Below are 11,461 nucleotides of genomic sequence, written 5' to 3'. Positions count from 1 at the left end.
GGGTCTCGCCTAGAATGTCCCGAACATGACGATCGTGCTCGACCCCTTCGAATCGACGCCCGAGCCGGGCGCCGGTGCCCGCGCGTACGAAGACCCGTTCACCGCGGGTCTGAACCCCCAGCAGAAGGAAGCCGTCGAGTACCGCGGCGAGTCCCTGCTGATCGTTGCCGGCGCCGGTTCCGGCAAGACGAGCGTGCTCACCCGCCGCATCGCGCTGCTGCTCGCCAACCGCGAAGCGTGGCCGTCGCAGATCCTGGCGATCACGTTCACGAACAAGGCCGCCGCCGAGATGCGCGAGCGCGTCCGGGCCCTGGTCGGTGGCGAGGCCGAGGGGATGTGGATCTCCACGTTCCACTCGGCGTGCGTGCGCATCCTGCGGCGCGAAGCCGAGCGGTTCGGGTTCCCGCAGTCGTTCACGATCTACGACTCCGCCGACTCCAAGGCGCTGCTGAAGCGGATCATCAAGGAGCTCGAGGCCGACTCCCTCGGGCTGACCGTCGGTGCCGCGGCGTCGAAGATCTCGAAGCTCAAGAACGAGCTGCAGGACATCGACACCTACGCGCGCAACATCAACGTGAACGACCCGCAAGAAGTCATGTTCACCGAGGTGTTCCGGCGCTACACGAACGAACTCCGCCGGGCGAACGCGTTCGACTTCGACGACCTCATCGGCCAGACGGTGTTCCTGTTCCGGGCATTCCCGGACGTCGCCGCCCTGTACCAGCGCCGCTTCCGGTACATCCTGGTCGACGAGTACCAGGACACGAACCACGCCCAGTACGCCCTGATCCGCGAGCTCACCCGCCCGGTGCCGGTCGAACAGGTCGACAAGCTCGAGGACTCCGGCCAGCACGTCGCCCGGATGCGCGAGACCGACGGCTCGATCGCCCCCGCGTCCCTGACGGTGGTCGGTGACTCCGACCAGTCCATCTACGCCTTCCGCGGGGCGGACATCCGCAACATCGTCGAGTTCGAGCGGGACTTCCCGAACTCCAAGACGATCCTGCTCGAGCAGAACTACCGCTCGACGCAGAACATCCTCGACGCGGCGAACGCCGTCATCGCGAACAACTTCGACCGCCAGGCGAAGAGCCTGTTCACCGACGTCGGCGCCGGCGAGAAGATCGTCGGCTTCACCGGGTACACCGGCCACGACGAGGCGCAGTTCGTCGCCGACGAGATCCAGCGCCTGCGTGAAGACGGCATGGACTACCGCGACATGGCGGTGTTCTACCGGACCAACTCGCAGACCCGTGCACTGGAGGAGATCTTCATCCGTGCGGCGATCCCGTACCGGGTGCTCGGCGGCACGAAGTTCTACGAGCGTGCCGAGATCAAGGACGCCATGGCGTACCTGATCACGGTCGCCAACCCGGCCGACCCGATGGCCCTGCGCCGCATCCTCAACGTGCCCAAGCGCGGCATCGGCTCGGTCACCGAGACCACGCTGCAGCGCTACGCCGACGAGCACGAGACCACCATGCGTGACGCCCTGCGACACGCGGGCGAGCTCGGGTTCGGGCCGAAGGTGCGGAACGCCATCACGGAGTTCGCGGCGCTGCTCGACGCCGTGTCCGAGAAGGCACCGACACAGCCGGTGGTCGACACCCTGACGCAGCTGCTCGACGGTTCCGGGCTGCTCGACAACCTGCGGAAGTCGCCCGACGCGCAGGACGCCGCACGCGCCGACAACATCGACGAGCTCGTGGCCGTGACGCGTGAGTTCCAGAAGAACAACCCCGAGGGCACGCTGTCGGACTTCCTGACCGAGGTCTCGCTGGTCGCCGCGGCGGACGAGCTCGACGACTCCTCGGGCACGGTGTCGCTGATGACCCTGCACACCGCGAAGGGCCTGGAGTACGACGCGGTGTTCCTGACCGGCGTCGAGGAAGACCTGCTCCCGCACCGGATGTCCGCCAACGAGCCCGGCGGTCCGTCGGAAGAGCGCCGGCTGTTCTACGTGGGCATCACCCGCGCCAAGAAGGTCCTGTTCCTGTCCCTCGCGATGACCCGTGCCCAGTTCGGTGACGTCAACGTGGCGATGCCCTCGCGCTTCCTGCAGGAGATCCCCGAGGGGCTCATCGAGTGGAAGCAGTCCCCGGGCATGGCGAACAGCCGCGGTGGCACGCAGCCCCGTGCCCTGAACGCCAAGCGTGACGGCGGCTTCGGCGGCGGTGGCGGCGGTGGCTACCGCGGTGGTGGTGGCTGGGGCGGCGGCTCGTACGACCGCGCAGCGGCTGCCTCGAAGACCCGTCCGAAGACCGAGTGGGCGAACCGGGTGTCCGGGCAGGTGCGCGACAACGGCGACATGGAACTCGTCGCCGGCGACCGCATCAAGCACGTCGACTTCGGCGAGGGCACGGTGTCCGCGGTGACGGGGCAGGGCGCCAAGCGCATCGCTGAGATCGCGTTCGACTCCGCGGGCCGCAAGAAGCTCCTCATCAAGATCGCCCCGATCGAGAAGCTGTAGGAGCCCTCACCGGTCCACACCGAACCGGCAGCCGCGGCCGGTCTGGAGTTCACGGAACGGACCCGGGGTGTTCCCCCGCGATCCGTACGGTGCGGTGCTGTGCAGAACAGCCCTGACGACCGCGACGACGCCCACGACCACGCCGGAGACCGCAGCAAGCGCATCCCGGTCTCCCGCCGGGGCTTCCTGGTCGGGTCCGGACTCGCCGGTGCCGCCGGTCTCGGGGCGTCGAACGGCTTCGGCAGCGCCCCGGCCGTCGCCGATGCGCTGACCGCGGCACCCGCCGTGGCTCCGGCAGCGCTCGGCGGATCGGCCGTGGCCGCGCAGGCAGCGGTGGCGCGCGGACACACCGGACGGTGGCACCCGGACACGACCTCGCCGCGCTTCACCGTCGCGGTGATGCCGGACACGCAGTACATGTTCGACGGCGCCGCGGTCGACCAGGCACCGATGCGCGCCTCGCTCGAGTACGTCGTCCGCGAGCAGGCCCGGCACAACACGGTGTTCCTCGTGCACCTCGGCGACCTGACCCAGAACGGTGCGGCGTCCGAGATGCGCGCGTCCGGTGCGGTCTTCGACGTGCTCGACCGAGCCGGGGCGCCCTACAGCGTGCTCGCCGGCAACCACGACGTCGACTCCTCGACCGACGACCAGCGCGGCCGCACCCCGTACCTCGACTTGTTCGGTCCGCAGCGGTTCCGGAAGGCCCCGGGCTGGATCGGTTCGAGTCCCGACGGCTACAACACCGCCCACCGGTTCACCGCGGCCGGCCGAGAGTGGGTCGTCCTGGCACTCGACTGGCGGACGAGCGCGAGCGGGCTCGCCTGGGCCAGCTCCGTGCTCGCGGCCCGGCCGCACGCTCCGGTCATCCTCACGACGCACGCCCTCGTCGACTCGGACGCCAGCGGTGGGGCGGCGTTCGACCCCTACGGCCAGCAGCTCTGGGACTCCTTCATCTCGAAGCACGACCAGGTGTTCCTGACGCTCAACGGGCACTACTGGGGTCCGGGCCGCACGACGGCGAAGAACGCCGTGGGGCACGACGTCGCACTCCACCTGACCAACTACCAGAACCGCTACTACGGCGGCGCGGCCATGATCCGGCTGTACCACGTCGACCTCGAGCGGAACGTCATCGACGTCGAGACGCTGTCGCCCTTCCTGCTCGCCGGCGGTCTCGGCGACGCGAACGAGCTCGCAGCCCAGGAGGTCAACCTCAGTGGCGACGTCGACCGCTTCACCATGGCGGTGGACTTCGACGCGCGCTTCGCGGGGTTCGCGCCGGTCGCACCACGGGCCTCCCGGCCGGCGGCACGCATGCTGGTGCCGGGGACGCTGGCGTACTGGCGGTTCGACGGCAACCCGGACGGGGCGGCGCTCGCGCCGACGACGCGGGTGCGCGACCAGAGCGGCAAGGGCAACGACCTGGTGGTCGCCCGGCGGACCGGTGCCGTCGCAGGGGCGCTGCGCTGGACGGCGGCGCACCACCCCGACCAGCCGGGCGCCGGCAGCCTCGCGCTGCAGGGCGGCAAGACCGGCGGCGACCACCTGCAGACCGTCGACACGGCACCGCTCAACCGGACCCACTTCCCCCGCGGCTACACGGTCGAGGCGTTCTTCGCGCTGCCGACCACGTTCGACCCGAGCACGAACGGGTTCAGCGCCCTGCTGTCGCAGTACTCGAGCGCCGGCCAGGTGGGGAAGGCGACCGGAGCCGACGGTGACCCGGACGAACCCGCGATGACGCTGAGCCTGTCGGGGGACCGCGAACTGCAGTGGTGCGTGTACCCGGCGAGCCAGGACGGATCACTGACGAACTGGGGGCACGAGTTGCCGCTCGGCGCCTGGTGGCACGTGGCCGTGGTGAACGACGGGACGCACACCGTGCTCTACGTCGACGGGTGCCCGGTCGTGCGCAACCCGTCCACACCGAACCGCGGTCTCAGCACGATCGGCAAGCCGTGGCTGCTCGGTGGGTACCGCTACGGCGACAAGCTCGACAACGTGTTCGTCGGGTCGATCGGCGACGTGCGCATCGTCGGCCGGGCACTGCAGCCGAGCGAGTTCATGAACGCCTGACGACTCGACAGGCGGACGCCTGACCCGCGCGGTGGGTGGGCGCCCGGGCTGCCCGGCAGACGTGCGTCTGACACGCCCGGCCGTTCGACGCGCCCCTCGTTCGGGTGGCACGATGACGGTTAGTGAGGTTAGCCTTACCTAACGTGACACCTCCCATCGAACTCCTGACCACCGCCACCGCCGAGCGCTACCGCTCCGCCGTGACGTCCACGGTGGACCGTCTGGCCGACCGCTTCGCCGCCGCCGACCGTCCGACGACCGACACCGCTCCCGAGGTCCTCCGGGCCCGGGTGCAGGACGTCGACCTCGACGCCGAACCCCTCGGGACGGACCGCGCGCTCGCCGAACTCGACGAGCTGTTCGTCCGCGAAGCCGTCTGGTTCCACGACCCGGCGTACCTCGCGCACCTGAACTGCCCGGTCGCGCTGCCCGCGGTCGCCGCCGAGTCGGTCCTGGCCGCCGTGAACCCGTCGGTCGACACCTGGGACCAGTCCCGCATCGGCACCGAGATCGAGCGGCACGTCGTCGCCTGGCTCGCCGGCCGGATCGGCTTCGCCGCGGGGGACGGCATCTTCACCTCGGGCGGCTCGCAGTCGAACCTGCAGGCCCTGCTGCTGGCGCGCGAGGCCCTGGGCACCAGCGGCACCGTGTTCACGACCGCGGAGACCCACTTCAGCATCGCGAAGTCGGCGCGGCTGCTCGGGCTCGAGGCCGTGGTCGCCGTCGCCACCGACCACGCCGGCCGGATGGTGCCCGCTGCCCTCGCCGAGGCGATCGCCGCCGCCCGCGCAGCCGGGCAGACGCCGATGGCCGTCGTCGCCACCGCCGGCACCACCGACCGCGGGGTCATCGACCCGCTCGAGCCGATCGCGGACGTCTGTGATCTGGAGGGAGTGTGGCTGCACGTCGACGCCGCGTACGGCTGCGGGCTGCTCGTGTCCCCGACCCGCCGGCACCTGCTCGACGGCGTCGAACGGGCCCGGAGCGTGACCGCCGACCTGCACAAGTCGTTCTTCCAGCCGGTGTCGTCGAGCGCCCTGCTCGTGCAGCGCCCGGAGGACCTGCGCCGCACCGCCTGGTACGCCGACTACCTGAACCCGGAGGACGCCGCCGAGCCGAACCAGGTCGACAAGTCGCTGCAGACCACCCGCCGGTTCGACGCCCTGAAGCTCTGGGCCACCCTGCGGGCGACCGGTGCCGACGCGATCGGTGCCGCGTTCGACGCCGTCATCGACCTCGCCGCGGCCACCCACCGGATCGTCGAGGAGCACCCGGACCTGGTGCTCGTCGCGCCGACGCAGCTCAGCACGGTGCTGTTCCGCTGGCAGCCCGCCGGCATGACCGACGAGGCCGCCGACGCGCTGGTCGCCCCGATCCGCTCAGCCCTGCTCGCCGAGGGCCGGGTGCTCATCGCCAAGACGGTCATCGACGGCCGGCCGTGCAACAAGCTCACACTGCTCAACCCGGAGACGACGCCGGAGCAGATGCGCGCGTCGCTGGAGCACGTCGTCGCGACGGCCGCCCGGGTGCGCGCCGCCACCACCAAGACCGAGGGAGCGAACCGATGAACCGCGATGAGCAGCCCGTGCACGACGTCATCGGCATCGGCATCGGCCCGTTCAACCTCGGCCTCGCCTGCCTGACCGACCCGATCGCCGACGTCGACGCGGTGTTCCTCGACGCCGCCGACGGCTTCGCCTGGCACCACGGCATGATGCTCGACGACGCCACGATCCAGGTGCCGTTCCTCGCCGACCTGGTGACGATGGCCGACCCGACCTCGCCGTTCTCGTTCCTCGCCTGGCTCAAGGAGACCGGGCGCCTGTACCCGTTCTACATCCGCGAGGACTTCCACCCCCTGCGCAGCGAGTACGACGCCTACTGCCGCTGGGCCGCCGACCGGCTCGACACCCTGCGGTGGGGCCGCCGGGTGACCGCCGTCGAGCACGACCCGGTCACCGACACGTTCACGGTCCACGCCGAGACCGATCAGGGTCCCGAGACGTACCGCGCACACCACGTCGTCGTGGGCATCGGCACCGAGCCGTCCGTCCCCGCCCCGCTGCGCGGGATCGGCGGACCGGCGCTCCACTCCGCCGAGTTCCTGCCGAACCGCGATGCCCTGCGCGACGCCGGGTCGATCGCCGTCGTCGGCAGCGGGCAGTCCGCCGCCGAGGTCTACCGCGAACTGCTCGAGGACATCCGGCAGGACGGCTACCGCCTCGACTGGATCACACGCTCGCCCCGGTTCTTCCCGATGGAGGACACCAAGCTCACCCTCGAGATGACGAGCCCGGAGTACACGGACCACTTCCACGGGCTGCCCGAGGCCGTCCGCGACCGCCTGGGGCGGGAACAGCGCGGCCTGTACAAGGGCATCAGCGCCGACCTGGTCGACGACCTGTACGACCAGCTCTACCGGATCAGTGCGCGCGGTCCGGTCCCGACGACGCTCCGGACCGAGACGAGCGTCGTCGACGCCGCCTGGCTCGCCGACCGCGGCACGTACCGGCTGACGCTCCGGCACGAGCAGCTCGACCAGACGTACGAGCACGAGGTCGAGCAGCTGGTGCTGGCCACCGGGTACACCCCGAGGGTCCCGCGGTTCCTCGACCCGGTCGAGCACCTCGTCGCCCGCGACTCCCGCGGTCGCCTGGCGGTCGCGCGCGACCACCACGTCGACACCCTGGGCGGACGCATCTGGGTGCAGAACGCCGAGGAGCACACGCACGGCCTGACCGCGCCCGACCTCGGCATGGGTGCGTGGCGGAACGCGTCGATCATCCGGTCCGTCACGGGTCGCCCCGTGTACGGCCTGGAGGCCCGGATCGCCTTCCAGGAGTTCGGCCTGCCCGCCTCGGAGCAGTCAGCAGCAGCGCCGTCCACCGCCCGCCCCGGCGCCGCGGAGCGCGCGCCGGCCCGCCCCGCGACCGAGCCCGCGGAGGTCTCCGCATGAGCACGACCGTGACCACCACGGCGCCGGACGCGACCGCGCCTGGGGGAGCCGAGCCGGGCCTCCTGACCGTCGAACCCGTGGACCCGGAACGCGACGCCGCCGTCGTGCAGTCGTGGCTCGCCCACCCGGCGTCGTCGTGGTGGGAGATGGGCGACCTCGACGTGGACGCCGTGCGTGCCTACCTGGCCGGCGTGCAGGCGGACCCCGCGCAGGCAGCGTGGCTCGGCCGCCGGAACGGTGAACCGTGCTTCCTGGCGGAGACCTACGACCCCTCCGCCGTCCTGCTCGCCGACGTGTGGGCGGCCGAACCCGGCGACGTCGGCATGCACCTGCTCGTCGCGCCGGTGCCCGCGGACCGTCGTGTGCACGGCCTGACCAGCGCGGTGATGCGTGCCGTCGTCGAGCACTGCCGGGACGCCCTCGGCGCGCGCCGGGTCGTCGTCGAACCGGACGTGCGGAACACCGCCGTGCAGGCGAAGAACGCCGAGGTCGGGTTCCGCGCCCTGCGACAGGTGGACGTCGACGGCAAGCGGGCCCTGTTGTCGGTGCTCGACACCGATCGCATCGGCGTCCCCGATGACGACGGGCCGGCCGCGCACCTGCGGCCCGAGCACCTGGAGCCCGCCGAACGGCACCTCGTCGCGAAGGCGATCGCGGAGTTCACCCACGAACGGCTGATCGCACCCGTGCCCGACGGGGACGGGTGGCGGCTCGAGGCGGGGGAGTCGACCTACCGGTTCCGGGCGCGGCAGCACGTGCTCGAGCACTGGTCGATGGACGAGGCCTCGCTGACGCGGACCCGTGCGGGGGTGTCGGCGCCGCTCAGCGCGCAGGAACTCGTGCTCGAGCTGCGCGCGGTGCTCGGGATCCCCGACGAGTTGCTCGGCACGTACCTGGAGGAGATCGCGTCGACGCTGGCGAGTGCGGCGGCGAAGCACCGGCGGGGTGGGCCGTCGGCGGCGCAGCTGGCGCGGGGGCGAGCGGGGGATTCCGTCGGGGCTGCCGTCGCATCGTTCCAGGACGTCGAGTCCGCGATGACCGAGGGGCACCCGGCGTTCGTCGCCGCCAACGGACGGATCGGGTTCGGGCTCGACGAGTACCGGGCGTTCGCGCCCGAGTCCGGCGGCCGGTTCCGGTACCGGTGGCTCGCCGCGCGACGCGAGCACACGCACCTGGCGCTCGCCGCGGACCGGACCGAGCAGGCGCACTGGGAGTCGGAGCTGTCGGCGGCGGTCGTGGCCGGGTTCCGCGCCACCCTGGAGCGTCGCGGACTCGACCCCGACGACTACGTGTGGCTGCCCGTGCACCCCTGGCAGTGGCAGCACCGGATCGCCGTGACCTTCGCACCCGACCTGGGCCGGCAGGACCTGGTCGACCTGGGCGAGGGGCCCGACGAGTACCAGCCGCAGCAGTCCATCCGCACCGCGTTCAACCGGACCGAGCCGGCACGCTCGTACGTGAAGACGGCGCTCGCCGTGCAGAACATGGGGTTCCTGCGGGGGATGTCGCCCGCCTACATGCGGAACACCCCGGCCGTGAACGACTGGGTCGAGTCGATCGTCGCCGCCGACCCCACGCTCGCCGCTGCCGGGTTCTCGGTGCTCCGGGAGCACGCCGCGATCGGCTACACCGGGGACGCCTACCACCGGGTCGACGTGTCGTCGCCGCAGCGCAAGATGCTCGCGGCCCTGTGGCGGGAGAGCCCGCTGCCGCGGGTGGCGGACGGCGAGCGACTGCTGACGATGGCGGCGCTGCTGCACCGGGACGCCTCGGGGAACGCCGTCGTCTCGGCGCTGATCGAGGCGTCCGGACTCCCCGCCGACGAGTGGGTGCGGCGCTGGCTCGACGCGTACCTGCTGCCCGTCGTGCACTGCCTGACCGTGCACGACCTGGTGTTCATGCCGCACGGCGAGAACCTGGTGCTCGTCGTGCGCGACGGCGTCGTGGTCCGTGCGGTGATGAAGGACATCGGCGAGGAGGCCGCGGTGCTCGGTCGGCACGACGACCGCCCGGTGCCCGCTGACATCGACCGGATCGTGCACCCGGTGTCCGACGACGAAGCCGCGCTCGCCGTGTTCACCGACGTGTTCGACGGGGTGCTGCGGTTCGTCGCCGCGATCCTCGACGACGACGGGGTGCTGCCAGAGGTCCGCTTCTGGCAGGTCGTGGGGGAGTGCATCGACGCCCACGCCGCCGCGCACCCGGGCCGCCGTCGTCCGCTGGACCTGCGGGTGCCGACGTTCGAGCACTCGTGCCTGAACCGGTTGCAGCTGCGGAACACCCTGTCGATGGTGGACCTGGCGGACCAGTCGGCGTCGCTCATCTGGGCGGGGGCGATGGCGAACCCGATCGGGCGGTAGGGGCGTGGGCGCTCGGTGCGGGCGCCGGCGTTCGTCGTCGGGGTCTCCGGCATCGATCGCATCCCCACGGTCGATCCCGATGCTGGACTGTGGGTCGTGACCGTTGCGGCGATCGGCCTCGTGGTGATCGGGTACCTCGCTGCCTACTGGATCACCCGGAACCCACGGGCGGAACGGTCCGCCACCGTCGATGCCGCCGCAGAGCGCATGATCGCGGCGGCGCGCGCCGAAGTGTTCCCCGAGCTCGATCCGAAGAGCGTCCGGCGCGCGTTGCGCGAGGACGACAACGGGCCCGCACCGTGGTTCGATCCCGAACTCGGGCCGCACTCGTGGCCGGTGTGGCGGATCGGAACCGTCGACCCAGCGGAGAGCCGCTTCGTCATCGCGAAACGATCGGACGATGCTCGATCGTTCACGGTCCGAGTCGAACCCGCTCCGCCGGTGTGATGGTCCAGGGACTGAACGCGGACCGTCGGGCTCAGGGCTGGAGGCGTGTGGCCGTCCAGGCGCCTTCGGCGAGTGCGTACTGCAGTCGTCGGTGCATCCGGTCACGGCTGCCGTGCCAGAACTCCACGATGTCGGGCTCGAGACGCCAGGCAACCCACCGAGCAGGTCGGGGGACGTCGTCGCCGGAGTCGTCGAGCAGGTCGTTCGCGTCGTCGATCAGGTCCTGCAGGGTGCGGGGTTCGAGCACAGCGGACTGATCGGCGATTGCCGTCGCGGCGCGTGACTTGGGGGAGCGGTCCGCGAACAGGGCGTCGGACTCGGCGTCCGACAGTCGCACGACGTGGCCTTCGAACCGGAGCTGCTGCATCGTCTCGCGCCAGTAGGACTGCAGGGCTGCGTGCGGGTTCTCGGCGAGCTGCCGGCCCTTCGGGCTGTCCTCCGACGTGCCGAAGACCAGTCCGCGCGCCTCGATGCGCTTCACGTCGACGGTGCGAGCGGACACGCGGCCGTCGGTGCCGGCCGTGGCGAGGGTCATCGACAACGGCTCGGAGACCTCCCGGTCCTTCGCCGCGGACAGCCACTCGCGAGCGAGGTCGAGCGGAGACGCTGGCGGGTTGTCGAACTCGGGCAGGTGGAGGGAGTCGTCACCGGAGAGCGGGGCAGAGGACATGTACCCACCCAACCGTGCGCGGGGGCTCGGTGTTCAGGGAGTCAAGGACGGTCGTCGCCGGCACCCGGTCAGGCGTCAGGGAACTTCGCTTTGACGAACGCGCGTTGCGCCTGCACGGTGCTGAGGCATTCGTCGGCCGGGGCGAACACATCGACGAGGTCCTTGAACCGGGGACGACGACCGCGGCGGAGTCGATACGCACGCATGCCACCACCCTGCTGTCGCGCCATATTGCTCGCCCAGACATCGATGCGGGCCCCCTGCACACCCAGGAGCCACCCCTCGCGGTCGAGTGCCGTGCGCACCAGGCTCAGCGCCTCGAAGGCGTCGTACGCCGTGGCCGTGTGCTCTGTGCCCAGCAGCAACACGGTCACGGTGTAGCGCACCTGATGGTCGGGGCTCGTCAGGTCCATCTCCACCGTCACGCTCGCCGGGGTGCTGGTGCCGTTCCGGTACGCGATCCGGTCGTACGTCGTCAT

8 protein-coding genes are annotated in these 11,461 nt (G+C 71.3%); 6 read left to right on the top strand and 2 right to left on the bottom strand.

What is annotated here, in order from left to right:
• Window positions 1-25 precede the first annotated feature (25 nt).
• The 6 genes from DEJ19_RS16630 (at window position 26) to DEJ19_RS16605 (ending at window position 10,312) form a co-directional block, all read left to right on the top strand.
• Window positions 26-2,470 (top strand): ATP-dependent helicase, encoded by a 2,445-nt coding sequence (locus DEJ19_RS16630; protein ID WP_111232664.1) that lies wholly within the window; start codon window positions 26-28, stop codon window positions 2,468-2,470.
• A 99-nt stretch (window positions 2,471-2,569) separates the two neighbouring features.
• Complete coding sequence (locus tag DEJ19_RS16625; protein ID WP_111232665.1) at window positions 2,570-4,549, top strand: LamG-like jellyroll fold domain-containing protein; 1,980 nt, start codon at window positions 2,570-2,572, stop codon at window positions 4,547-4,549.
• Between the two features lie 143 nt (window positions 4,550-4,692).
• Window positions 4,693-6,117 carry a pyridoxal phosphate-dependent decarboxylase family protein gene (locus tag DEJ19_RS16620; protein WP_111232666.1) on the top strand — a complete coding sequence of 475 codons (1,425 nt, stop codon included), beginning with the start codon at window positions 4,693-4,695 and terminating at the stop codon, window positions 6,115-6,117.
• Window positions 6,114-7,505 carry a lysine N(6)-hydroxylase/L-ornithine N(5)-oxygenase family protein gene (locus tag DEJ19_RS16615; protein WP_111232667.1) on the top strand — a complete coding sequence of 464 codons (1,392 nt, stop codon included), beginning with the start codon at window positions 6,114-6,116 and terminating at the stop codon, window positions 7,503-7,505. Before DEJ19_RS16620 ends, DEJ19_RS16615 begins: the two co-directional genes overlap by 4 nt.
• Entirely contained in the window at window positions 7,502-9,865 is a 2,364-nt protein-coding gene (locus tag DEJ19_RS16610) for a GNAT family N-acetyltransferase (protein WP_111232668.1), read from the top strand. Before DEJ19_RS16615 ends, DEJ19_RS16610 begins: the two co-directional genes overlap by 4 nt.
• 96 nt (window positions 9,866-9,961) lie before the next feature.
• Window positions 9,962-10,312: a hypothetical protein gene (locus tag DEJ19_RS16605; protein ID WP_146250617.1), complete on the top strand. Its 351-nt coding sequence runs from the start codon at window positions 9,962-9,964 to the stop codon at window positions 10,310-10,312.
• A gap of 31 nt (window positions 10,313-10,343) precedes the next feature.
• On the opposite strand, the gene DEJ19_RS16600 is transcribed toward DEJ19_RS16605, so the two are convergent.
• Both DEJ19_RS16600 and DEJ19_RS16595 read right to left on the bottom strand, forming a co-directional pair.
• Entirely contained in the window at window positions 10,344-10,982 is a 639-nt protein-coding gene (locus tag DEJ19_RS16600) for a pyridoxal 5'-phosphate synthase (RefSeq protein ID WP_111099541.1), read from the bottom strand.
• Window positions 10,983-11,050: 68 nt separating this feature from the next.
• Window positions 11,051-11,461 carry a hypothetical protein gene (locus DEJ19_RS16595; RefSeq protein WP_111232670.1) on the bottom strand — a complete coding sequence of 137 codons (411 nt, stop codon included), beginning with the start codon at window positions 11,459-11,461 and terminating at the stop codon, window positions 11,051-11,053.

The sequence above is a fragment of the Curtobacterium sp. MCSS17_016 genome, from assembly GCF_003234255.2.
GTDB lineage: Bacteria > Actinomycetota > Actinomycetes > Actinomycetales > Microbacteriaceae > Curtobacterium > Curtobacterium flaccumfaciens.
This window is presented reverse-complemented; position numbering and strand designations above follow the sequence as displayed.

Bases quoted from the DNA above. Each gene is read 5' to 3' on its own strand.
- DEJ19_RS16630 (WP_111232664.1), top strand. From the start codon at position 26: ATGACGATCGTGCTCGACCCCTTCGAATCGACGCCCGAGCCGGGCGCC.
- DEJ19_RS16615 (WP_111232667.1), top strand. From the start codon at position 6,114: ATGAACCGCGATGAGCAGCCCGTGCACGACGTCATCGGCATCGGCATC.
- DEJ19_RS16610 (WP_111232668.1), top strand. From the start codon at position 7,502: ATGAGCACGACCGTGACCACCACGGCGCCGGACGCGACCGCGCCTGGG.
- DEJ19_RS16600 (WP_111099541.1), bottom strand. From the start codon at position 10,982: ATGTCCTCTGCCCCGCTCTCCGGTGACGACTCCCTCCACCTGCCCGAG.
- DEJ19_RS16595 (WP_111232670.1), bottom strand. From the start codon at position 11,461: ATGACGACGTACGACCGGATCGCGTACCGGAACGGCACCAGCACCCCG.